Below are 23,346 nucleotides of genomic sequence, written 5' to 3'. Positions count from 1 at the left end.
GCATATGACTCAATGGGAAGTCGTCATCGGTCTCGAGACGCACGCGCAACTGTCGACCGTCTCGAAGATTTTCTCCGGCGCGTCGACGCAGTTCGGCGCCGAGCCGAACACGCAGGCCTGCCCGGTCGACCTGGCGCTGCCGGGCGTGCTGCCGGTGCTGAACCGCGGCGCGGTCGAACGCGCGATCCGCTTCGGCCTCGCGATCGGTTCGACCATCGCGCCGCGCAGCATCTTCGCGCGCAAGAATTATTTCTACCCCGATCTGCCGAAGGGTTATCAGATCAGCCAGTACGAGATTCCGGTCGTGCAGGGCGGCCAGATCACGATCCAGGTGCCCGCCAACGAAAAGGCCGGCAAGGAAGCGTACGAGAAGACGGTCAACCTGACCCGCGCGCACCTCGAGGAAGACGCGGGCAAGTCGCTGCATGAAGACTTCGCCGGGATGACGGGGATCGACCTGAACCGCGCGGGCACGCCGCTGCTCGAGATCGTCACCGAGCCGGAAATGCGCAGCGCGGCCGAGGCCGTGGCCTATGCGAAGGCGCTGCACGCGCTCGTCGTGTGGCTCGGCATCTGCGACGGCAACATGCAGGAAGGCTCGTTCCGCTGCGACGCGAACGTGTCGGTGCGGCCGGTCGGCCAGGAGAAGTTCGGCACGCGCGCCGAGATCAAGAACCTGAACTCGTTCCGGTTCCTCGAGGAAGCGATCAACTACGAAGTGCGCCGCCAGATCGAGCTGATCGACGACGGCGGCGAGGTCGTGCAGGAAACGCGCCTCTACGATCCGGACAAGCGCGAGACGCGTTCGATGCGCAGCAAGGAAGACGCGCACGACTACCGCTACTTCCCCGACCCCGACCTGATGCCGCTCGTGATCGGCCGCGACTGGGTCGAGCGCGTGCAGGCCGGGATGCCCGAGCTGCCGGCCGCGATGCAGCAGCGTTTCGTCGAGCAGTACGGCGTGTCCGCGTACGACGCGGGCGTGCTGACGTCGAGCAAGGCGATGGCCGCGTACTTCGAGGCCGTGGTCGCGAAGGCCGGCGCGGCGAACGCGAAGATCGCCGCGAACTGGCTGATGGGCGACGTGTCGTCGCAGTTGAATCGCGACGGCATCGAGATCGACGCGATTCCCGTCTCGGCCGCGCAGCTCGCGCTGGTGCTGCAGCGCATCGCCGACGGCACGATCTCGAACAAGATCGCGAAGGAAATCTTCGCGACGATCTGGGACGAGAAGGCGACCGACGAAGGCGCGGCCGACCGCATCATCGACGCGAAGGGCCTGAAGCAGATCTCCGACACCGGCGCGCTGGAAGCGATCATCGACGAGGTGCTGGCGGCGAACGCGAAGTCGGTCGAGGAGTTCCGCGCCGGCAAGGAAAAGGCGTTCAACGCGCTGATCGGCCAGGCGATGAAGGCGACCAAGGGCAAGGCCAATCCGCAGCAGGTCAACGAGTTGCTGAAGAAGAAGCTCGGCTGAGCATGGCCGCGCGCCTGAACCGCGCCTGACGACGGGCCGCCGCCGAACCTGTTCGGGGCGGCCCGTCGTTTTGGTGCATGCGGTATCGTGTGCGCGTGTGCGTCGCACCGTCCAACGGAGGAACGAATGGCGAAACAACCGTCGCTCGACGATTTCCGCGTGCCGTACAGCACGCGCGAGAAGGAAGCCGCCGCATTCACGCTCGATGCGTTCGATCCGGCCGCGAAGCCGTTCTCGTCGGGGTCGAAGGATGCCGACCGCGAACGGCTGTCGGCCGTGTCGACCGAGCTCGACGTACAGCAGGAGCGCCTGCACACGCAGCAGAAGAAGCGTGTCCTGCTCGTGTTGCAGGGGATGGATACCAGCGGCAAGGACGGCACCGTGCGCGCGGTGTTCCGCGAGGTCGACCCGCTCGGCCTGCGCGTCGTGTCGTTCAAGGCGCCGACGCCGATCGAGGCCGTGCACGACTTCCTGTGGCGCGTGCATCTGCAGGCGCCGGCCGCGGGCGAACTCGCGATCTTCAACCGCAGCCACTACGAAGACGTGCTCGTGCCGCGCGTGCTCGACGCGATCGACAGCAAGGAATGCGAGCGCCGCTACCGGCAGATCCGCGATTTCGAGACGATGCTGTTCGAGAACGGCACGACGATCATCAAGTGCTTCCTGCACATCTCGAAGGACGAGCAGCGCGAGCGGCTGCAGGCGCGCATCGACGATCCGACCAAGCACTGGAAGTTCGACATCGCCGATCTCGACGCGCGCAAGCACTGGGACGCGTACCAGTCGGCATACCGCGACGCGCTCGCCGCGACGTCGGCCGAGCATGCGCCGTGGTACGTGATCCCGGCGAACTCGAAGACGCATCGCAACGTGATGATCGCCGAGCTGCTGCTGCGCACGATGACCGACATGAAGCTCGAATTCCCGCCGCCGAAGCCGGAACTCGAGGGCGTGAAGATCCGCTAGGCTGCGATCCTGTAACAACATCGAACTGAACTGAACAACGGAACCCGACATGATGCGAGTGATTACCGCCAACCTGAACGGCATCCGCTCCGCCGCGAAGAAGGGCTTCTTCGAATGGCTCGGCGAACAGAACGCCGATTGCGTGTGCGTGCAGGAAATCAAGGTATCGGCCGACGACCTGCCGGCCGAATTCGTCGAGCCGCACGGCTTCAGGAGCTACTTCCACCACGCCGAGAAAAAGGGCTACAGCGGCGCGGGCGTGTACAGCCGCCACGAGCCCGATGACGTGATCATCGGCTTCGGCAGCAGCGAATTCGACGCCGAGGGGCGCTACGTCGAGGCGCGCTACGGCAAGCTGTCGGTCGTGTCGGTGTACGTGCCGTCCGGCTCGAGCGGCGAAGAGCGGCAGCAGGCGAAGTACCGCTTCATGGACGAGTTCATGCCGCACCTCGCCGAGCTGAAGAAGAAGCGCGAGGTGATCCTGTGCGGCGACGTGAACATCGTGCACAAGGAAATCGACATCAAGAACTGGAAGAGCAACCAGAAGAACTCGGGCTGCCTGCCGGAAGAGCGGGCGTGGCTCACGCAGCTGTTCGACGATGTCGGCTACGTCGACGTGTTCCGCACGCTCGACCCGCGCCCCGAGCAGTACACGTGGTGGAGCAACCGCGGCCAGGCGTATGCGAAGAACGTCGGGTGGCGGATCGATTACCAGATCGCGACGCCGGGCGTGGCCGGCACCGCGAAGCGCACGGCGATCTTCAAGGACATCAAGTTCAGCGATCACGCGCCGCTGACGGTGGATTACGACTACAAGAAGTGAGCGTCGGCGCGACGCGACGCCGCGCGCGTCGCCGTCGAGTCGTCCGGTCGCCGGATGCGAAAACGGGCCGCATGTCGAACATGCGGCCCGTTTCGTTTTTGTTTCGGTGCGACGATCATGCCGCCGGGCGACGGCTATTCGTCCCAATGTTTAGCGAATGCCGCTTGTACGCGGCTCTGATTCGTTCATGCAGCACACGCATTTTCAGACTCATCCGATATTCAAGGCCCCCTCGTTTTGTGGAGACTGCTCGACGGATACTCGCGTGTTTTCCGAAAGCGCGAATCATTCATCACGGCCGTCCTCAGGCCGCGATGGTCCATTCAGTGAGGAGAACTTTGCGTGTCGGAACAAGCAATCAACGAAACGACGTATCTTTTCACCACTATCGGCGCGGGAACCGAGCGCGGTGGGAGGGTCACACGCGTATCCACCAATGCGACGATCGACAATCTGGGATTGGCCGTAGTCGGCGATATCGTTGCATACGAGGAAGGAACAGAGGCCATGATCGTAGATGGGGCCGGCTTTGCCGTCATGTGGCACGGCAGGCCGGTGATGACTGTCACCGGATCCCATTTGAGTAATGGTGATCGTATCGTGACCGCTGCGCGGGACGCGTGCGACAACATTACGGTTCGAGATGGCGAGGAGATTCCCCGGCTGTTTGAACCGGCGTATTCGCCGATTTTGGCCGATGTTGTTCGTACGGGAGGCGGCGGTGCGTAAGGCGGCGATTCGGCATGGCGACCCTACAACGACGTCTGGAACCGTGATCGCTTATTCGTCGACGATTTATGACGATGGAAGGCACGTGGCGCTGAGCGGCGACGAAGCGACGTGCGGCAACTGTAACGGGACATTCAAAATATTCGGAACCGGTAAAGGGATATCGGAAAAAGGTCGGGATGTAGTTGTCGAAGGCGACCTCGTACTCTGTCCGTGCAAAGCGAATCGAGTCCTCGTCGGCGGCAATCCGGGAATATTCCTGAATTCATATATCGATGACGGCACACTGACCGTTGCGCACGCAGCGGATCCGAGTTCGACACTGATGTCGGATGCCCCTGACGACGATATCGAGCATTTTTTCGAGATTGTCGATGCAATCTCTGGAAAACCTGTCGAAGGAATGAGCTACAAAGTGCTGAGCAACGGATGCACGCTCGTTAACGACGTGCCTCTTGCCCACGGCAGAACGCGCTCGTTCCCGATGAAAACATACCCTGATCTCACTGCCATAGTGTGGCGTACAGGGAATGTCCGATGAGTGATGCGATTAACGAGGATCTGCGATTGCTTGCTGCGATCGCATACGGTGAAGCGTCTGTCGCAAACGATTCGGACGAAATCGGAGGAATCGCTTTTGCGGTCGCAAACCGTTGTCGGGCATGGGGTGGGAAGAGCGTATCCCAACTGCGTGCAACGGACCGGAACTATGCCTATGCGTGGAATGGCACCAATCAACGGTTCAACAAGCTGATGTCTACCCCAGACGACAAACTTGATGCCGACTCGGGGATGAGGCTGGCTGTCGAGTGGGCGCGAAAAGCGCTCGAAAATGAAGGTCCGGACCCATCGAATGGTGCATTTTGGTGGGACGGTCGTGACTTCATGACCGCGTACGCATCACACCCGAAAGTCAAAGATACATTCAAGTGGGGGGCGCCGTCGCACAACATTTTCGGAGTACGGGAGAATCCTGGGACGTTCGTCACGCGATGGAGAGTGGTAAACAAGAAGACTGGAAAAACAGTCGATGGCACTGAACGAGGCCGCTACGATTCGGTATGGGTGTCAACCGCGGCCCATGGAAGCACAATTTTCTGGAAATACAATCCCGATTTTCTGAGGGCGACGGGAGCGAAGGCATACAGATGAAAATCATATCGATACTGGTGGCAGCAGTGGTTGTCTTGTCGCACGATGCCATGGCTGAATCGTATGACAGTTACGACGCGTTCTACGAGGCACGGCCAGGCTCGGTATTTCACTCCCCGGTTGGGCGAGAGGTTGATCTGAACACACCTGGTGCGCATGTGCTCTATGCGTTCCCTGGAAAGCCGGGCCAATTCGCGGCGCTGCACGCCGAGTTGGGACGACAAGCACTCGATCTTGAAGTCTGGCAGGACCGCATCGTCGTCAACGGCCGAGCCTATCGGTTCGCGCGTGCGACGGCATTCCCGGGCGAGCGTGCGACCGACATACATCCGAGCTCGGCCGATGTGTACGTCGTCGAGCGAGCCGGTGCCCACCCGCCGCTGATTTGTGTGGACGGTAGCGGCAGCGCGTCGGGAGAGGCCGCCAGCCGATACCGGCAAGTCTTCCTGGTGATGAATCCGTTGGCGCGTAAGCCAACGTTTCTGCAATTGCCCGGTCTGCTTTCGTCATGCCGTGCTGTTGCAGTGACGAGCGACGGGAAGCTCGCATTTCCGAAGAATAGCTATCTGTTAGATGCTGCGCATGCGGCGCGGACTGGATTGCTGGTCGAGTACTACACGTTCGACGGGCGACGCTTTGCTCGAACCAGCGATACGCTTCGGCTCGGATTCAATACGCCGGAGAATCCGTTTCAATTCTCGCTGCAGGACAGCGACTGACGTTTCCGTTGATATCGCGGACACTACCGAAGTGTCGTGCCCACGATATCGATTCGGAGGCGCGTTCGCGGGCCTGCGCAAGGCAACGCTTACTGCTTGATCGACGCCATGTCGATCACGAACCGGTACTTCACGTCGCTCTTCAGCATCCGCTCGTAAGCGGCATTGATCTGCTGCATCGGAATCGTTTCGATATCCGACGTGATGCCGTGCTCCGCGCAGAAGTCGAGCATTTCCTGCGTCTCCGCGATCCCGCCGATCAGCGAACCCGCGAGGCGGCGGCGCTTGAAGATCAGGTTGAACACCTGCGGCGACGGATGGTCGTGCTCCGGCGCGCCGACGAGCGTCATCGTGCCGTCGCGCTTCAGCAGGTGCAGGAACGGGTTCAGGTCGTGCTGCGCGGCGACCGTGTTCAGGATGAAGTCGAAGCTGTTCAGGTGCGCGTTCATCTGCGCGTCGTCCTTCGAGATCACCACTTCATGCGCGCCGACGCGCTTGCCGTCCTCGATCTTCGACGGCGACGTCGTGAACAGCACGACGTGCGCGCCCATCGCGCGCGCGAGTTTCACGCCCATGTGGCCAAGCCCGCCGAGGCCGACGATCCCGACCTTCTTGCCGGGGCCGACGTTCCACTGTCGCAGCGGCGAATAGGTCGTGATCCCCGCGCACAGCAGCGGCGCGGCGCCGGCCGGGTCGAGCGTCTCGGGCACGCGCAGCACGAATGCCTCGTCGACGACGAGCTGCGTCGAATAGCCGCCGTACGTGACGTCGCCGGTCACGCGGTCCTGGCCGTTGTACGTGCCGACGAAGCCGTTCTCGCAATACTGCTCGAGGCCTTCCGCGCAGCTCGGGCAGGTGCGGCACGAATCGACGAGACAGCCGACACCGACCAGCTCGCCGACCTTGAAGCGCGACACCTGCGGGCCGGTCGCGGTCACGCGGCCGACGATTTCATGGCCCGGCACGACCGGGTAGATCGTGTTGCGCCATTCGTTGCGGGCCTGATGCAGGTCCGAGTGGCAGACGCCGCAGTAGAGCACCTCGATCTGGACGTCGAGGTCGCGCAGCGCGCGGCGCTGGAATTCGAACGGGGCGAGCGGCGACTGCGCGTCGGTCGCCGCGTAAGCGTAGGTTGTGCTCATGCAGGGGCTCCTTGTCCGGGAAAACGTCCGGCGAATCAGACTGCCGCCGCATCGTGTGGCGACGCGGCGAGACAGGTGCCCATCGTAAGGAGCGAGCCGCGTCGGCGAAATACACGAAGGTCTCGAAGATTTGCCTATTCCTCTCGAATTGCACGCGAACGGCCGTCAAAATGCTTTCACGGTGCTACATTGCAAGCCTGATTCTCTTGCCGGACAGGACAACGCCGATGAGCTTCCAGCCCCTTTTCGACGACGCGGGCGACCGTGTGCGGCGCCGCATGATCGAGCTGCATGCGCGCCTCGCGCCGAACGACGGCGATACGCAGGCGGCGCTCGACGGCGTGCGCTTCTTCCGCGTGAGCCGCCCCGTGCCGCGCATGCCGGTGCTGTACGAGCCGAGCATCATCGTCGTGTGCCAGGGTCGCAAGCTCGGCTATCTCGGCGACCGCTCGTTCGTCTACGACGCGCAGCAGTATCTCGTGCTGTCGGTGCCGCTGCCGTTCGAATGCGAGACCTTCGCGAGCATGGACGAGCCGTTTCTCGCGATCTCGATCCGCGTCGATCTCGCGGTGATCGCCGAGCTCGCGATCCTGCTCGACGAGACGCTCGGTGCGGCGGTCAGCGAGCCGCACGGCGTCTATTCGACGCCGCTCGATGCGCCGCTCGCCGACGCGGTGGTGCGGCTGCTCGAAGCGCTCGCATCGCCGCACGACACGTGCGTGCTCGGGCCGGCGATCATGCGCGAGATCGCGTACCGCGTGCTGACGGGCGCGCAGGGCGACGCGATTCGCGCGGCGCTCGTCCAGCAACATCATTTCGGCCGCATCGCGAAGGCGCTGCGGCGCATTCATGCGGACCTGAAGGCCGATCTCGACGTCGAGACGCTCGCGCGCGAGGCCGGGATGAGCCTCGCGGTGTTCCACGCGCAGTTCAAGCACGTGACGGCGACATCGCCGATGCAGTACGTGAAGGCCGCGCGCCTGCACCAGGCGCGGTTGATGATGGTGCAGGACGGCCTCGGGGCCGGTGCCGCCGCGGCGCGGGTCGGCTATGCGAGCGCGTCGCAGTTCAGCCGCGAGTTCAAACGGCTGTTCGGCCGCAGCCCCGGAGACGACGTGCGCTGGATGCGCGAAAGCGGCAGTCGGCCCGTCGAGTCGGAAGTCGGCGCGTAGCGCCCGGCCTCATGTGCCGGCGATGCGCGGCGAGGAAACCGCCGGATGCCGCGCTCAGCGCCGCACGATCTTGCGCCGCTGCGCGCTGATGCCGGCGTAGTCGGGCAGCGTGTCGACCCGTTTGCCGACTGCCTTCGCATACAGCGGCATCAGGTCCGGCAGGCGGTTCAGCAGATCCTGCCGCCGCGTGGCGCTGTAGGGATGCATGTAGATGAAGCCCGACGTCCTGTTCGCGCGCGTCGCCGCCGCGAGCTTGTCCCACAGCGTGATCGCCGCGCGCGGATCGAAGCCCGCGCGGGCGGCAATGTCGCCGCCGATCACGTCGGCTTCGGTTTCGTCGGTCGGGTCGTAGCGCAGCGTCTGCAGACGCGCGCCGAGATTCAGCGCCTGCGGCAGCGGATCGCCGACGCCGAACAGCGGCGGCAGCGAGGCCGCGCGCAGCGACGTTTGCGACGTCGTGCTGAAATTGCTGCGTGCGTGTTCGCGTAGCGCATGTGCGATGCCGTGCGCGAGCAGCACGCCGAACTCGTCGTCGTTCAGGCGGACGCGATCGAGCAGCCCGCCGTACACGAGCACCTTGCCGCCCGGCAGGCATGTGACGCGGATGTCGCGCGAGCGGATCGCGTTGACGTCCCATGCCCAGGTCTTCACGCGATCGTTCCACTTCACCGAATACGGCGCGAGCTTCGTGACGATCGCGCGCAGCCGCTTCACGCGCGGCTGGTTCGCGGGCAGCAGGCGGTCGCTGTCGGCGGCAGCCTGCACGATCTGCGCGTATTCGCTCGCGGTGAGTTGTTCGAGCAGCGGCGACGGGATCAGCGTGCGGAACGCGATCGCGTTACCGTAGCGCACCTGCTGCGACGTCGGCGCATAGGCCTTCGCGGGCACGGCGGCGCCGGTCGGCTGCGCGGCTTCGGCGGTGGACTGCGCACCGGGAGCGGCGGGCGTGGCGGGCGTGGACGGTGCAGCCGGCGCGGTGGCGGGCGCGGTCGCACTCGTGTCGGCTGCCTGCACGCTTGCCGCCGCGCCGAGCGCCGCGATGCCGATGCTCAGCGCGGCGGCGACGCGTGCCGCGCGATGCAGTCGATCATTGCGCACGGCTGGCCTCGCCGTTGCGCGCGGTGCCGTTCCACGGCGCGATCTTGAACAGCAGCAGCATGCCGGGGATCGCGAGCGCGGTGCACACGATGAAGTAGTCGAACCAGCCGATCTTCGCGACGATGAAGCCGCTCGCGGCCGATGCGAGCGTGCGCGGCACGGACGCGAGGCTCGTGAACAGCGCGAACTGCGTGGCCGTGTAGCGCGGGTCGGTCGTGCTCGCGATATACGCGACGAACGCGGCCATCGTCAGGCCGGTGGTGAACGTTTCGGCGGCGTAGACGAGCGCGAGCGCGACCGTCATCGGGCTCAGATGCGGCGTGACCTCGAAGCCGAAGATCGACAGGAACGACGCGAGCGCGTGACTTGCCGCGACCGTGAAGTCGTAAATCACCGCGAGCACCGGCGAGTCGGGGCCGACCTGCGCGAGCCACGCGAAGCCGAGCGTCGACACCATCTGCAGCGCGCCGAAGATCCACAGCCCGCGGCCGATGCCGATCTTCACGAGCCAGATGCCGCCGATGATGCCGCCGGCGACGCTCGCGACGAGCGCGGTGGTTTTCGCGACGATGCCGATTTCGGTGCGCGAGAAGCCGATGTCGAGGAAGAACGACGTCGACAGCGTGGTCGCCATCGTGTCGCCGATCTTGAACAGGAAGATGAACGCGATGACGAGCAGCGCGCCGCTCCAGCCGTCGCGCTGGATGAATTCGCGGAACGGCAGCACGATCGCGTCGCGCAGGTTGCGCGGCGGCGCGCCGACCACCTCGGGCTCGCGCACGAGCAGCGTCATCAGGATGCCCGGCAGCATGAATGCGCCGGTGATCGCGAACACGACGTCCCACGGCATGTGGTCGGACAGGATCAGCGCCAGCGAGCCGGGGATCAGCGCGGCGAGCTTGTACGCGTTCACGTGCACGGCGTTGCCGAGGCCCTGCTCGGTGTCGCGCAGCAGTTCGCGGCGATACGCGTCGATCACGATGTCGGAGCTTGCGCCGAAGAACGCGACGAGCGTCGTAAGCGCGGCGACCGTCCAGATCGAGTCGCGCGGCGACACGAAGCCGAGCGCGGCGATCGCGCCGGCGACCAGCACCTGCGTGAGCAGCATCCAGCCGCGCCGGCGGCCGGGCCGCCAGCCGGGCAGGCGCGGGATGAAGCGGTCCATCAGCGGCGCCCACAGGAACTTCCACGTATACGGGAACTGGATCAGCGCGAACAGGCCGATTTCCTTCAGGTTCACGCCTTCGGAGCGCAGCCATGCCTGCACGAGGTAGACGAGCGTGAACAGGGGCAGCCCCGACGTGAAGCCGAGGAACACGCAGATCAGCATGTGCGTGTTCAGATAGGCGCGCCAGCCGGGATGATCCTCGTGAGCGGTGAGTGCGGGCGCCTCGTGTGGCGTTTTGGACATGGACGGAAACTGGGTAGCGTTGACTGATTGCGGCGGCAGCGCAGGCGGCGCGGGCGGCGCAGGAGGGGCGGCCGCACGCGGGTGCGGGCCGGATCATCCGTCAACGGCTCCCCGGCTCAGCTGCGCTTGACGCGGTAGACAGCAAGACTACCACGCCAGTTCGCTCCCCATCGAATCGGCTGGCCTTCGTGCAGCACGATGCGGTCGAGGATCGTGACGCCGACTTCGGGCGCGAGCGCCTCGAAATCCTTGATCGTCAGCACCCGGACGTTCGGCGTGTTGTGCCACTGGTAAGGCAGCGACTTCGACACCGGCATCCGGCCGCGCAGCACCGACAGCCGGTGCGCCCAGTAACCGAAGTTCGGGAACGACACGATGCATTCGCGTCCGACACGCGCGGTTTCGCGGAGGATCGCGGCCGTCTGGTGGATCGTCTGCAGCGTTTGCGACAGGATCGCGAAATCGAAGCTGTGATCCTCGAACAGGCGCAGGCCGTCCTCGAGGTTCTGCTGGATCACGTTGATCCCGTTCTTCGCGCTCGCGAGCACGCCGGCGTCGTTCAGTTCGATCCCGTAGCCGGACACGTCCAGTTCCTCGGACAAAAGCGACAGCAGCGAGCCGTCGCCGCAGCCGAGATCGAGCACGGTCGCGCGCGGTTCGACCCAGCGGGCGATCGCACGGAAGTCCGCGCGTGCGGACAGGGAGTTCAGCGCTTGCTGGTTCATGCACCCACCTCGTTGGCGATTCGTTCGTAATACGCGCGGAGCAGGTTGTGATAGCGCGCGTCGTCGAGCAGGAACGCGTCGTGGCCGTGCGGCGCGTCGATCTCCGCGTAGCTGACCGTGCGCTTGTTGTCGAGCAGCGCCTTCACGATCTCGCGCGAACGCGCGGGGGCGAAGCGCCAGTCGGTCGAGAAGCTCGCGATCAGGTACTTCGCCTGCGTGTGCGCGAGCGCGGCCGTCAGGTTGCCGTCGAACGCCTTCGCCGGGTCGAAGTAGTCGAGCGCGCGCGTGATCAGCAGGTAGGTGTTCGCGTCGAAGTAGTCGGCGAACTTGTCACCCTGGTAGCGCAGGTACGACTCGACCTCGAATTCGACGTCGAAGCTGAAGTTGTACGCGTCGAGCGCGCCGTCCGCGCGGCGCAGCGCACGGCCAAATTTCTCGGCCATGTCGTCGTCGGAGAGATACGTGATGTGGCCGATCATCCGCGCGACGCGCAGGCCCCGCTTCGGCTTCACGCCGTGCGCGTAGTAGTCGCCGCCGTGGAAATCGGGATCGGACAGGATCGCCGAGCGCGCGACCTCGTTGAACGCGATGTTCTGCGCGGACAGCTTCGGCGTCGATGCGATGTCGATACAGTGGGCGACGCGGTCCGGATACATCAGGCTCCATGCGAGCGCCTGCATCCCGCCGAGGCTGCCGCCCATCACGGCGGCGAAGCGCTCGATGCCGAACGCGTCGGCGACGCGCGCCTGCGCATGCACCCAGTCCTCGACGGTGACGACCGGAAAGCGCGCGCCATACGGCTTGCCGGACGACGGATCGATGCTCATCGGGCCGGTCGAGCCGAAGCACGAGCCGAGGTTGTTCACGCCGATCACGAAGAAGCGGTTGGTGTCGAGCGGCTTGCCCGGGCCGACCATGTTGTCCCACCAGCCGGTGCTGCGCGGGTCGTCCGCGTAGATGCCGGCGACGTGGTGCGACGCGTTGAGCGCGTGGCAGACGAGCACCGCGTTCGAGCGCGCGGCGTTGAGCTCGCCGTACGTCTCGACGACGAGCTGATAGTTGCCGATCACGCTGCCGCTTTGCAAGCGCAGCGGTTCGGCGAAGTGCATGGTCTGTGGAGCGACGATGCCGATCGATTCCATTCGTTCCGCCTTATGACTGGGCGGCTAAACGGTGTCGGCGATGCGCGGAGGCGAAGGTGCGCGGCTGACGACCTCTTTAGCCGCATTTATAGTGAACCGCCGGGACGAAGACGCATCAAGGCCCTGGTCGGTTCGCGCGCCCGCAATCGAGTCAGCAAATCGGCGCGCTTCCGACCTGCCGCCAAGGAGGCGGCAGGTCGGAGGAGTATAGCGGAATTCCGCGGAGCGCGGATTTCGCGGGCCGGCTGCCCCGGCTACTGCAGGATCAGACGCAAATGCGCATCGGCCTGTTCGCCGGGCGGCCTCTGGAACCCGCCTTTCGCGAACCGGTGCCACTTGCCGATCACGTAGCTGACGAGCAGGCTCGCGCGCGCGGCGGGATCGTAATCGGCCGGCAGCACGAACGGCGCGGCGCCATCGGGCGCCTGCGCCTCGGTACGCGCGACCCGCAGGCACTGCTTGACGGTCGCCTCGATCCGGTCGAGCAGCTGGTTCACGCGCTCGGTGAGCCGCTCGTCCTCGCCGACCAGCGCCTCGCCCGTCAGCACGCGCGTCATGCCCGGATTCTTCGCGGCGAAATTGAGCATCGTCAGCGCGATCGTGCGCGCCTGCTGCACGCCGTTCGGCTCCTTTGCGACGATCTGGTTGACCAGCCCGAACAGCGCCTGCTCGATGAACTCGATCAGGCCTTCGTACATCTTCGCCTTGCTCGTGAAATGCCGGTACAGCGCGGCTTCCGACACGTCGAGGCGGGCCGCGAGCGCAGCCGTCGTGATCTTTTCGGGCTTCGGCGCCTCGAGCATCGCGGCGAGCGTCTGCAGGATCATCACGCGGCGCTCGCCCGGCTTCGGGCGCGCGCGGGACGGTGTGGCCTGGTCTTCCGTTACGGCTTGGTCCTGCGGGTAAGTCGGCTGCATTTTTGTCGCCCCGATCGTGTGCCCAGTCGGAGCGATTTTAACGAACGAATGCGCTGGTCGACATATTGGGGGCGGCCGATGTTCGGCAGATGGCCCGGCAGGTGCCCGGTGATCCACACCGTGCCGATGCCGAGGCGCTTGTAGCGCTTCAGGTGGCTGCGGGTATCTTCGACGAGGATCGCGTCTTCGAACCGCGCATGCGCGGCGCGCAAAATCCGGCGCAGCATCGTGTGGTCGGGCTTCGCGCGCCATGTGCGACGGTCGCGCATGTGCTCGATCGCGATCACGCGCTCGAACAGCCGCTCGATGCGCAACTCGCGCAGCACCGCGCGCGCGTAGTTCTCGGGCGCGTTGGTCAGCACGAACTTGCGGCCCGGCAGCGCGGCGACGATGCGCGCGAGGCCGCGCTCGGCGCGCAGCATCGCGGGCAGGTCGGAAAACGTGTGGACGACGCGCAGGAAGTCGTGCGGATCGATCGGGTGATGGCGCGCGAGGCCGAGGAGCGCGGCGCCGTAGCGCTGCGTGTAGCCGGTGCGCAGCCGGTCGGCTTCGGCACGCCCGACGTGGAGCGTGTCGACGATGTACTGCGTCATCGCGCGGTTGATCTCCGGAAAGATCGCGTGCGATGCGTGATGGAGCGTGTTGTCGAGATCGAACAGCCAGACGGGCGCGCCGGCGCGCGGCCGGCTGCGGGAGATGCGCCGGCGTCGCAGCGACGCCGGCAGGTCGGGGCCGGTGGTTGTGCGGCGCGCGCTCAATGCGAGCGGATCATCGTGCCGAACGGCTGCTCGGTCAGGATTTCGAGCAGCACCGAGTGCTCGATGCGGCCGTCGACGATGTGCACCGACTTCACGCCGCTCTTCGCGGCGTCGAGCGCCGACGAGATCTTCGGCAGCATGCCGCCCGAGATCGTGCCGTCCGCGAACAGCGCGTCGATCTCGCGCGCCGACAGGTCGGTCAGCAGGTTGCCGTCCTTGTCCATCACGCCGGGGATGTTGGTCATCATCAGCAGCTTCTCGGCGTTCAGCACCGTCGCGAGCTTGCCCGCGACGAGGTCCGCGTTGATGTTGTACGACAGGCCGTCCTCGCCGAAACCGATCGGCGAGATCACCGGGATGAACGCGTCGTCCTGCAGCGCCTTCACGACCGCCGGGTTGATCGCCTCGACTTCGCCGACCTGGCCGATGTCGATGTACTGGCCGGGGTTGTCGCGGTCCGGCATCAGCAGCTTGCGTGCGTGGATCAGGCCGCCGTCCTTGCCCGTCAGGCCCACCGCATGGCCGCCGAAGTGATTGATCAGCATCACGATGTCCTGCTGGACTTCGCCGCCCAGCACCCATTCGACGACTTCCATCGTCTCTTCGTCGGTCACGCGCATGCCCTGGATGAAGGTGCCGGCCTTGCCGATCTTCTTCAGCGCGTGATCGATCTGCGGACCGCCGCCGTGGACGATCACCGGATTGATGCCGACCAGTTTCAGCAGGATCACGTCGCGCGCGAAGCCTTGCTTGAGTCGCTCTTCCGTCATCGCGTTGCCGCCGTATTTGATCACCACGGTCTTGCCGTGGTAACGGCGGATGTACGGCAGCGCCTCGGCGAGGATTTCTGCCTTCAGCGTGGGGGCGATCTGCGAGAGGTCGATGGGCTCGGACATGGCGGCGGCTCTGGCTGGGAACGGTTGAAACAGGGCGAATTGTACAGGAGTGGCGCAGCGCAGCATCGGGTTTTTGGGCTGGCCGGACGGCCGATCTCGCGGGCCGGTCGCCACGCGCGGCGGCCCGCCGGCCATGGTGCCGGACCCCGCGCGGGGCCCCGCGGCGGTGCCGTGGACAGCGCGACTCGACCCGCGTTGGCGGCCCGCATCGGCCGATCGGCCGACGTGCAAAATCCGCCCGCCGCGCTATGCTTGTCGCGTAGGGTGACTTCATGCCCGCTTCCGCGTTTCCGCCATGACCGATACCGCCGCCGACGCCCGTTCGACTCCGCGCCGTGCGCGCTGCCCGCACTGCGGGCGCGGCTTCGACTGCGGCGCCCGCACGCAGCCGTTCGACTGCTGGTGCGCGTCGATGCCGACCCTGTCCGGCGGCGCGCCGCCGGCGCCCGGTACGCGCTGCCGCTGCCCGGAGTGCCTCGCCGACGAGATCGCCCAGCGTATGGCACGCGCGGCCGGCTGACGGCGCAGGCCCGTGCAATCCGGCTCGACGCCGGCTCGCCCGGTGCTCCGTCCGTCCTCACTGATCCGGCCCCGGTAGAGGTGCCGGGCGCTAAACGGGTAAACTGCTCGGATGCAACGAATTACCACCACCGGGCGCGTCAACCTCAGTCACCTGTTCTGGCTGCGCAATCTCGCGATCATCGGCCAGCTCGTGACGATCGGCGTCGTGCAGACCTATTTCGGCGTGCATCTGCCGTTGCCGGCGATGCTGATGGTCATCGCGCTCGAAATCGTTTTCAACGCGCTGACCTGGGTGCGCGTGCTGCGCGCGCGGCCCGAGACCAATTTCGAACTGCTCGGCCAGCTGTGGGTCGACCTCGGCGCGTTGTCGGCGCTGCTGTTCCTGTCGGGCGGCACGACCAACCCGTTCGTGTCGCTGTACCTGCCGTCGCTTGCGATCGCGGCGGCCGTGCTGCCGTGGCACCTGATGATCTGGCTCGCGGCGTTCGCGGTCGCGTGCTACGCGGCGCTCGGCTTCGATTCGGTGCCGCTCAACATGGACAATCCGGCGAACCTGTTCGACTACTACCGCACGGGGATGTGGGCGAACTTCATGGTCAGCGTCGGCCTGATCGCATGGTTCGTCGCGCGCATGTCGAACGCGTTGCGCCAGCGCGATGCGGCACTCGGCGAAGCGCAGGCGCACCTGCTGCGCGACGAGCGGGCGGTCGCGCTCGGCGTGCAGGCCGCCACCGTCGCGCACGAGATGGGTACGCCGCTGTCGACGATCGCGATGCTCGCGGAGGAACTGCGCGACGCGGCCCGCGCCGATCCGGGGCTCGCGCGCTACGAGGCCGACCTGAAGGTGCTGGAAGAACAGATGACGCTCTGCACGTCGGCGCTCGCGCGCCTGCGCAGCCGGGCGAGCGCGCCGGCGAGCCGCCAACCGGTGGACGACTGGCTCGACACGTTCGTCGAGCACTGGCGCCTGCGGCATCCGCACGTGCAGTTCGAACTGCTCGGCGCGCGCCCGTCGGGCGTCGGGCTCGACGACACCGTCGCGGCCGGCCAGATCCTGACGATCCTGCTCGACAACGCCGCGCGGGCGAGCCCGCACCGCGTGACGCTGGCCGCGAAGCTCGCGCACCACGAGCGGGCTGCGGACCAGATCGAATTCGAGGTATGCGACGACGGCCCCGGCATTCCGGCCGCGTTGCGCGAATCGCTCGGCTCGATGCCGGTCGACAGCACGCAGGGCGGGCACGGGGTCGGCCTGTACCTTGCATTCAGCGCGGCCGTGCGTCTCGGCGGCGAGATCGAACTGTCCGATGTCACGCCGCGCGCGACGGGCGGCAACGGGCGCGCCGGTGGCGGCGCGAACGGGCACGCGGCAGCTGCGTCGGGCCAGCGCGCGACCGAACGAGCGGCGACCCCGCCGGACGGCCGCCCGGCCGGCACCCCCGGCCGCGGCACGCGCGCGGTGCTGCGCCTGCCGGTGGCGCGAATCGCGGTGCCGGCCGCCTCAACCAACACGTAGACGGAGAAACCACATGAGCGAGAACAATTTCCTGGTGATCGACGACAACGAGGTGTTCGCGGGCACGCTCGCGCGCGGCCTCGAGCGCCGCGGCTACGCGGTCCAGCAGGCGCACGACAAGGAGGCGGCGCTGCGGCTGGCGGCCGGCGGCAAGTTCCAGTTCATCACCGTCGACCTGCATCTCGGCGACGATTCGGGCCTGAGCCTGATCGCGCCGCTGTGCGACCTGCAGCCCGACGCGCGGATTCTCGTGCTGACCGGCTACGCGAGCATCGCGACCGCCGTGCAGGCGGTGAAGGAAGGCGCCGACAACTATCTGGCGAAGCCGGCGAACATCGAGTCGATCCTGGCCGCGCTGCAGACCAACGCGAGCGAAGTGCAGGCCGACGAGGCGCTCGAGAATCCGGTCGTGCTGTCGGTCGACCGGCTCGAATGGGAGCACATCCAGCGCGTGCTGGCGGAGAACAACAACAACATCTCGGCGACCGCGCGCGCGCTGAACATGCACCGCCGCACGCTGCAGCGCAAGCTCGCGAAGAAGCCGGTGCGGCAGTAAAGGGGCGCGGCGGCATCGGCCGGACGCACCAACGAAAACGGGCGGCCCGCCGGGCCGCCCGTTTTGCATTCGACGCCGCGCGCGTTACAGCACGTAGCGCGACAGGTCTTCGTCCTGCGACACTTCGCCGAGCGCGCGATCGACGTACTTTGCGTCGATCGTCACGCGCTCGCCGGCGTGGTTGCCGGCCGAGAACGACACTTCCTCGAGCAGCTTCTCGATCACCGTGTACAGCCGGCGCGCACCGATGTTCTCGGTCTTCTCGTTGACCGCGTACGCGATCTCGGCGAGGCGGCGGATGCCGTCTTCGGCGAACTCGAGCTGCACGTCTTCGGTGGCGAGCAGCGCCTGGTACTGCTTGACGAGGCTCGCGTCGGTCGCGACGAGGATCGCCTCGAAATCCTTCACCGACAGCGAGTCGAGCTCCACGCGGATCGGAAAGCGGCCCTGCAGTTCGGGAATCAGGTCGCTCGGCTTCGCGAGATGGAACGCGCCGCTCGCGATGAACAGGATGTGATCGGTCTTCACCATCCCGTACTTCGTGTTGACCGTCGTGCCCTCGACGAGCGGCAGCAGGTCGCGCTGCACGCCCTGGCGCGACACTTCGCCGCCGCTGCCTTCGTTGTTGCGCGACGTGATCTTGTCGATCTCGTCGAGGAACACGATGCCGTTCTGCTCGACGTTCTGCACGGCCTTCGTCTTCACTTCCTCGTCGTTGAGCATCTTCGCCGCTTCCTCGTCGGTCAGCAGCTTCAGCGCTTCCTTGATCTTCACCTTGCGGCGCTGCTTCTTGCCGCTGCCGAGGTTCGAGAACATCGAGCGGATCTGCTCGGTCATCTCTTCCATCCCCGGCGGCGCCATGATGTCCATGCCGGCCGACGGCTGCTCGAGGTCGAGCTCGACTTCCTTGTCGTCGAGCTGGCCTTCGCGCAGGCGCTTGCGGAAGGTCTGGCGCGTCGCGTTGTTGTCGTCGTTCGCGTTATCCGCGTTGCCGCCGAAGCCTACGGCGCGCGGTTGCGGCAGCAGGATGTCGAGGATGCGGTCTTCCGCCTGGTCGGTCGCCTTGCTGCGCACCTTGCGCATCTCGGATTCACGCGTCTGCTTGACCGAGATCTCGATCAGGTCGCGCACGATGCTGTCGACGTCGCGGCCGACGTAACCGACTTCGGTGAACTTGGTCGCCTCGATCTTGATGAACGGCGCGTCGGCGAGCTTCGCGAGGCGGCGCGCGATTTCGGTCTTGCCGACGCCCGTCGGCCCGATCATCAAAATGTTCTTCGGCGTGATTTCCTGGCGCAGCGGGTCGGCGACCTGCTGGCGGCGCCAGCGGTTGCGCAGCGCGACGGCCACCGCCTTCTTCGCCTTGTCCTGGCCGATGATGTGCTTGTCGAGTTCCGAGACGATCTCGGCAGGGGTCATGGTGCTCATGGTGCGGTCCTTACTCGATCGTTTCGATGATGCGGTTGTGGTTCGTGTAGATGCACATGTCGCCGGCGATTTCGAGCGATTTCTCGACGATCTCGCGCGGGGACAGCTCGGTGTTCTCCGCGAGCGCGCGGGCCGCGGCCTGCGCATAGGCGCCGCCCGAGCCGATCGCGCAGATGCCGCCTTCCGGGTCGAGCACGTCGCCGTTGCCGGTGATCACGAGCGTGGTGGTCGCATCGGCCGTGATCAGCATCGCCTCGAGGCGGCGCAGCATCCGGTCGGTGCGCCAGTCCTTCGCGAGCTCGACGGCCGCGCGGGTCAGGTTACCCTGGTGCTTCTCGAGTTTCGCCTCGAAGCGATCGAGCAGCGAGAACGCATCGGCGGTGCCGCCCGCGAATCCGACCAGTACCTGGTTGTTGTAGATCCGCCGCACTTTCCGCGCGCCACCCTTCATGACGATGTTGCCGAGGGTTACCTGGCCGTCGCCGCCGAGCGCGACCTTGTCGCCGCGCCGGACCGAAACGATGGTCGTGCCGTGAAATTGCTCCATCTGCGTTCCTTGAGAAAAACGGGGAAGAGTCGGGCGGCGCGGGGGCGCCGCCGCTTGAATCGCAGTGCGCCGGGGAGCGGCCCGGCGCGCGTCCGTTTCATTTTAGGGCGGGCGCCGGGATATCAAGAGGGGGAGGCAAATCGGCCGGCGGGCCGGGAACCGGTGCCGGAAAAACAAAAAGCGCGCGGCAGGCCGCGCGCTTCCGGGAAGCAGCGTGTCGGAGCGGAACGCCGCTCGATCAGTCGCCGAACAGCTTCTGGCGCAGCTCGCGGCGCTCTTGCGCCTCGAGCGACAGCGTGGCCGTCGGGCGCGCGAGCAGGCGCGGGATGCCGATCGGCTCGCCGGTTTCCTCGCACCAGCCGTAATCGCCGGAATCGATGCGGGCGAGCGACTGCTGAACCTTCTTGAGGAGCTTGCGTTCGCGATCGCGCGTGCGCAGCTCGAGCGCGTGCTCTTCCTCGATCGTCGCGCGGTCGGCGGGATCGGGGACGATCACCGTCTCGCGCAGGTTCTCGGTCGTCTGGCCTGCGTTCTTGAGGATGTCCGCCTGCAACTGTTCGAGCCGATTTTTGAAGAAGGCGAGCTGATCCTCATTCATGTAATCCTTGTCGCTCATCTTCAGGATTTCGGCTTCGGTCAAGAGTTTCTTCGTCATCTGCTTGCTTCTTCAATGTGCGGCAAATCAGGAGATAGTGCCTGCACTTTGGGATTACCCGCAACTGCGCTTGCAATCATTTGCGATTTGCCGCCGCGGGGCCGAAAGCCTCTGGAAAACCGGTTCTCAAATACCAGGATAGGCCTGGCGCGGAGTTGCGCGCGCTGCGAACCGGTGTGCTGCGCGGCACATTGCATCGGCCGCGGCCGAGAGGCGGATTGGCGATCCGGCGCGGTTGCGATGCCCGGAAAACTGGTTCAGCAAGAACCGGGCCTGTTTGTTGCCGTACTCCAGCGGGCACGTATTGTAACTGAATCGCAAGCGGGCGCCGTATCGGGTCGATCCCCGTCGGCTGCGCCAATATCTAGAAAATATAACGCGCAAATCGCGAAAAAGCGATGACGGCGAAACCCTGCCCGGAAAAGGCACCGCGCAAGCGCCGCGGCCGCCCCGGAAGGCGGCCGCATGGAAGGCGCGCAACGCCGGCCCGAAGGCTCAGGCGAGGCAGGCGTCGAGGCCGTCGGTGATCAGGTCCTGCGGCAAGTCGACGCCGATGAACACCATCTTGTTGGTCTTCTTCTCGACCGGCAGCCACTTCGCGGCGAGGTCGCTGCCCATCATCTGGTGCACGCCCTGGAACACGACCTTGCGGTCGACGCCCTTCATGTACAGCACGCCCTTGTAGCGCAGCATCCGTTCGCCGTAGATCTGCAGGATGCCGCCGAGGAAGTCTTCCAGCTTGTTCGGGTCGAACGGGCGGTCGTTGCGATACACGAACGACTTGATCTTGTCGTCGTGATGCGCGTGGTGGTGGCCGTGGTCGTGATCGTGCGCGCATTGACCGTGATCGTGGTCGCAATGCGCGTGATCGTGATCATGGTCGTGATCGTGGTGATGGTGCGCGTGGTCGTCCTCGGCGAGGAAGTCCGGGTCGATCTCGAGCTTCGCGTTCAGGTTGAAGCCGCGCAGGTCGAAGATTTCCTTGATGTCGGCATCGCCGAAGTTCACGATCTTGATCGTCGCCTTCGGGTTCATGTGCATCAGGCGGTGCTTGAGCGCCGCGACGGTCTGGTCGTCGACCAGGTCCGACTTCGTGACGAACAGGCGATCGGCGAAGCCGACTTGGCGCTGCACCACTTCGTGTTCGTCGAGCTGCGCGTCCGCATGCTTCGCGTCGACCAGCGTGATGACCGCGTCGAGCAGGAAATCGTCGGCGATCTCGCTGTCGATGAAGAAGGTTTGCGCGACTGGGCCCGGGTTCGCGAGGCCGGTCGTCTCGATCACGATGCGGTCGAAGTCGAGCTTGCCTTCGCGCTTCTTCGCGGCCAGATCGCCGAGCGCGCGCGCGAGGTCGCCGCGGATCGTGCAGCAGATGCAGCCGTTGCTCATCTGGATGATCTGCTCGTTCGTGTCCTGCACGAGGATCTCGTTGTCGATATTCTCTTCGCCGAACTCGTTCTCGATCACGGCGATCTTCATGCCGTGCTGTTCGTTCAGGATGCGCTTGAGCAGCGTCGTCTTGCCGCTGCCGAGGAAGCCGGTGAGGATGGTGACGGGAGTGGCCATGTCGGTCGCCTGTGGTTCGTGAATCGGGGTCAAAACCAGGATGTGTGCGTCGCGCCGTCGACTCGCGAGCCGGGGCGCACAACCATCCATTGAAACATACCTGTCAAGCCCTCGCCCGTCGTCCGGACGACAGGCTCGAGCGCGGAGCCGCCAGCGGGGCGGGCCGGCGGACGCGGGTGTGCGCGTAGATCGGGGCGGTCAGACGATTTGCAACAGCAGGCCCTTCAGATATTCGCCTTCCGGGAACGCGGCGAGCAGCGGGTGATCGACGCCCGCGCCGAGCCGCTTCAGGATCCGCGCGTCGACCTTCGCGTCGGCGGCCGCGCCCGCGACGATCTTCTGGAACAGGTCCATGTCGATCGCGCCCGAGCACGAATACGTGAACAGCAGGCCGCCCGGGCGCAGCAGCCTGAAGCCGCTCAGGTTGATGTCCTTGTAGGCGCGTGATGCACGGTCGACGCTGTCGCGGGTCGGCGCGAACTTCGGCGGATCGAGCACGATCAGGTCGAAGCGCTCGCCTTCGTCGACGAGGCGGCGCAGCGTCTTGAACGCGTCCGCGTCGAGCCAGGTCGCGCGCCCGGCATCGAAGCCGTTCGCGACGACGTTCTGCTGCGCGAGCGCGAGCGCGTCTCCCGACGAGTCGATCGACACGACACGGTTCGCGCCGCCCTTGAGCGCCGCGAGCGAGAAGCCGCCCGTGTAGCAGAAGCAGTTGAGCACGTCGCGGCCGGCCGCGTATTGCGCGACGAGCGCGCGGTTGTCGCGCTGGTCGACGTAGAAGCCTGTCTTGTGGCCGTTCGGCACGTCGACGTGATAACGCACGCCGTTTTCGTTCGCGATCAGTGTCGCGGGCGGCGCGTCGCCGGCGAGCACGCCGGTCGTCTGCGCGAGCCCTTCCTTGTCGCGGATCGACACGTCCGAGCGTTCGTACACGTTCGGGCAGCCGGTCGCGCCGCTGAGCGCCGCGACGATCGCGTCCTTCCACGCCTCGACGCCCGCGGCCATGAACTGACACACGAGCTGGCCGCGCGGCGCGGCGCCCGGCTCGGCCGTGTCCGCGACATAGTAGTCGACGATCAGCCCCGGCAGCCCGTCGGCTTCGCCGAACACGAGCCGCACCGCGCCCGTGCCCGACACCATCGTCGTGCGGTGCGCGACCGCGCGCTGCACGCGGCGCTTGAAGAACGCGTGATCGATCGGCTCGTTCTCGTCGAAGCTCCACACGCGCACGCGGATCTGCGACTGCGGGCTGTACGCGCCGCGCGCGAGGAAGCGGCCGTCGTGCGCGCGCACGATCACGGTCGCGCCGGGCGCGGGCGTGCCGTCGACGCGGTCGATCGCATTGGCATAGATCCACGGATGCCGGCGCAGCAGCGATTTTTCCTTGGACGGTCTGAGTGTGACGGTTTGCATGATCGGATCGAAAGGG

Annotated in this window: 24 protein-coding genes; 11 read left to right on the top strand and 13 right to left on the bottom strand. The window is 65.9% G+C overall.

The genetic code is table 11. The annotated features are described in order from the left end of the window. The first annotated feature begins 4 nt into the window (after positions 1 to 4). The 7 genes from gatB (at position 5) to WS87_RS17160 (ending at position 5,866) form a co-directional block, all read left to right on the top strand. Positions 5 to 1,477 (top strand): Asp-tRNA(Asn)/Glu-tRNA(Gln) amidotransferase subunit GatB, encoded by a 1,473-nt coding sequence (gene gatB, locus WS87_RS17190; RefSeq protein WP_059819954.1) that lies wholly within the window; start codon positions 5 to 7, stop codon positions 1,475 to 1,477. A 126-nt stretch (positions 1,478 to 1,603) separates the two neighbouring features. Then, the gene (locus WS87_RS17185) at positions 1,604 to 2,443 is read left to right on the top strand and encodes a polyphosphate kinase 2 family protein (RefSeq protein ID WP_059534943.1); all 840 of its coding nucleotides are present in this window, start codon (positions 1,604 to 1,606) and stop codon (positions 2,441 to 2,443) included. Positions 2,444 to 2,492: 49 nt separating this feature from the next. Beyond that, a complete protein-coding gene (locus WS87_RS17180) occupies positions 2,493 to 3,266 on the top strand; it encodes an exodeoxyribonuclease III (protein ID WP_059819953.1) in 774 nt (257 codons plus the stop codon). 342 nt (positions 3,267 to 3,608) lie between these two features. Further along, positions 3,609 to 3,995 (top strand): PAAR domain-containing protein, encoded by a 387-nt coding sequence (locus WS87_RS17175; protein WP_059819952.1) that lies wholly within the window; start codon positions 3,609 to 3,611, stop codon positions 3,993 to 3,995. Continuing rightward, entirely contained in the window at positions 3,964 to 4,536 is a 573-nt protein-coding gene (locus WS87_RS17170; RefSeq protein WP_236873197.1) for a PAAR domain-containing protein, read from the top strand. The genes WS87_RS17175 and WS87_RS17170 overlap by 32 nt, the downstream gene beginning before the upstream one ends. Further along, positions 4,533 to 5,147, top strand: a complete 615-nt coding sequence (locus WS87_RS17165; RefSeq protein WP_082750698.1) for a hypothetical protein — start codon at positions 4,533 to 4,535, stop codon at positions 5,145 to 5,147. Before WS87_RS17170 ends, WS87_RS17165 begins: the two co-directional genes overlap by 4 nt. Continuing rightward, entirely contained in the window at positions 5,144 to 5,866 is a 723-nt protein-coding gene (locus WS87_RS17160; protein WP_059819951.1) for a hypothetical protein, read from the top strand. The genes WS87_RS17165 and WS87_RS17160 overlap by 4 nt, the downstream gene beginning before the upstream one ends. A gap of 89 nt (positions 5,867 to 5,955) precedes the next feature. Here WS87_RS17160 and WS87_RS17155 read toward each other — a convergent pair whose 3' ends face one another. Next, a complete protein-coding gene (locus tag WS87_RS17155; protein WP_059819950.1) occupies positions 5,956 to 7,008 on the bottom strand; it encodes an NAD(P)-dependent alcohol dehydrogenase in 1,053 nt (350 codons plus the stop codon). A 227-nt stretch (positions 7,009 to 7,235) separates the two neighbouring features. Here WS87_RS17155 and WS87_RS17150 point away from each other — a divergent pair, with 227 nt between their 5' ends. Further along, complete coding sequence (locus WS87_RS17150; protein WP_059819949.1) at positions 7,236 to 8,180, top strand: AraC family transcriptional regulator; 945 nt, start codon at positions 7,236 to 7,238, stop codon at positions 8,178 to 8,180. Positions 8,181 to 8,234: 54 nt separating this feature from the next. Here the strand turns inward: WS87_RS17150 and WS87_RS17145 are convergent, their stop codons facing one another. From WS87_RS17145 to argB, 7 genes are all read right to left on the bottom strand, one after another. Further along, positions 8,235 to 9,278, bottom strand: a complete 1,044-nt coding sequence (locus WS87_RS17145) for a M48 family metallopeptidase (RefSeq protein ID WP_059819948.1) — start codon at positions 9,276 to 9,278, stop codon at positions 8,235 to 8,237. Beyond that, positions 9,268 to 10,689: an AmpG family muropeptide MFS transporter gene (locus WS87_RS17140; protein ID WP_059819947.1), complete on the bottom strand. Its 1,422-nt coding sequence runs from the start codon at positions 10,687 to 10,689 to the stop codon at positions 9,268 to 9,270. Before WS87_RS17140 ends, WS87_RS17145 begins: the two co-directional genes overlap by 11 nt. A 116-nt stretch (positions 10,690 to 10,805) precedes the next feature. Next, positions 10,806 to 11,414, bottom strand: a complete 609-nt coding sequence (metW, locus tag WS87_RS17135; RefSeq protein WP_044847830.1) for a methionine biosynthesis protein MetW — start codon at positions 11,412 to 11,414, stop codon at positions 10,806 to 10,808. Beyond that, the gene (metX, locus tag WS87_RS17130; protein WP_059534960.1) at positions 11,411 to 12,556 is read right to left on the bottom strand and encodes a homoserine O-succinyltransferase MetX; all 1,146 of its coding nucleotides are present in this window, start codon (positions 12,554 to 12,556) and stop codon (positions 11,411 to 11,413) included. The genes metW and metX overlap by 4 nt, the downstream gene beginning before the upstream one ends. Positions 12,557 to 12,810: 254 nt before the next feature. Then, positions 12,811 to 13,473 (bottom strand): nucleoid occlusion factor SlmA, encoded by a 663-nt coding sequence (gene slmA, locus WS87_RS17120; protein WP_059819946.1) that lies wholly within the window; start codon positions 13,471 to 13,473, stop codon positions 12,811 to 12,813. Further along, positions 13,440 to 14,231 (bottom strand): pyrimidine 5'-nucleotidase, encoded by a 792-nt coding sequence (locus WS87_RS17115; protein ID WP_059534963.1) that lies wholly within the window; start codon positions 14,229 to 14,231, stop codon positions 13,440 to 13,442. Before WS87_RS17115 ends, slmA begins: the two co-directional genes overlap by 34 nt. Beyond that, complete coding sequence (argB, locus tag WS87_RS17110; RefSeq protein ID WP_059534964.1) at positions 14,228 to 15,127, bottom strand: acetylglutamate kinase; 900 nt, start codon at positions 15,125 to 15,127, stop codon at positions 14,228 to 14,230. Before argB ends, WS87_RS17115 begins: the two co-directional genes overlap by 4 nt. Before the next feature lie 295 nt (positions 15,128 to 15,422). Here argB and WS87_RS17100 point away from each other — a divergent pair, with 295 nt between their 5' ends. From WS87_RS17100 to WS87_RS17090, 3 genes are all read left to right on the top strand, one after another. Then, complete coding sequence (locus WS87_RS17100; RefSeq protein WP_059691929.1) at positions 15,423 to 15,647, top strand: cysteine-rich CWC family protein; 225 nt, start codon at positions 15,423 to 15,425, stop codon at positions 15,645 to 15,647. A 111-nt stretch (positions 15,648 to 15,758) separates the two neighbouring features. Next, positions 15,759 to 17,165 carry an ATP-binding protein gene (locus WS87_RS17095; protein WP_059703134.1) on the top strand — a complete coding sequence of 469 codons (1,407 nt, stop codon included), beginning with the start codon at positions 15,759 to 15,761 and terminating at the stop codon, positions 17,163 to 17,165. Between the two features lie 13 nt (positions 17,166 to 17,178). After that, entirely contained in the window at positions 17,179 to 17,721 is a 543-nt protein-coding gene (locus WS87_RS17090) for a response regulator transcription factor (protein ID WP_044847841.1), read from the top strand. An 84-nt stretch (positions 17,722 to 17,805) separates the two neighbouring features. Here the strand turns inward: WS87_RS17090 and hslU are convergent, their stop codons facing one another. From hslU to WS87_RS17060, 5 genes are all read right to left on the bottom strand, one after another. Beyond that, positions 17,806 to 19,149, bottom strand: coding sequence for an ATP-dependent protease ATPase subunit HslU (hslU, locus tag WS87_RS17085; protein WP_059703136.1), 1,344 nt, complete (start codon positions 19,147 to 19,149; stop codon positions 17,806 to 17,808). A 10-nt stretch (positions 19,150 to 19,159) separates the two neighbouring features. Continuing rightward, positions 19,160 to 19,696: an ATP-dependent protease subunit HslV gene (gene hslV, locus WS87_RS17080; RefSeq protein WP_006760749.1), complete on the bottom strand. Its 537-nt coding sequence runs from the start codon at positions 19,694 to 19,696 to the stop codon at positions 19,160 to 19,162. A 238-nt stretch (positions 19,697 to 19,934) separates the two neighbouring features. Then, positions 19,935 to 20,351: an RNA polymerase-binding protein DksA gene (gene dksA / locus WS87_RS17075; protein ID WP_006477498.1), complete on the bottom strand. Its 417-nt coding sequence runs from the start codon at positions 20,349 to 20,351 to the stop codon at positions 19,935 to 19,937. Between the two features lie 495 nt (positions 20,352 to 20,846). After that, a complete protein-coding gene (locus WS87_RS17065) occupies positions 20,847 to 21,917 on the bottom strand; it encodes a CobW family GTP-binding protein (RefSeq protein ID WP_059819945.1) in 1,071 nt (356 codons plus the stop codon). 198 nt (positions 21,918 to 22,115) lie between these two features. Further along, entirely contained in the window at positions 22,116 to 23,330 is a 1,215-nt protein-coding gene (locus tag WS87_RS17060) for a class I SAM-dependent rRNA methyltransferase (protein WP_059819944.1), read from the bottom strand. Positions 23,331 to 23,346: the final 16 nt, after the last annotated feature.

Origin of the sequence: Burkholderia sp. MSMB0856 (assembly GCF_001524645.2) — a bacterium.
GTDB lineage: Bacteria > Pseudomonadota > Gammaproteobacteria > Burkholderiales > Burkholderiaceae > Burkholderia > Burkholderia diffusa.
Note: the sequence above shows the minus strand (reverse complement) of the source record. Positions and strands in the feature narration are given on the sequence as shown.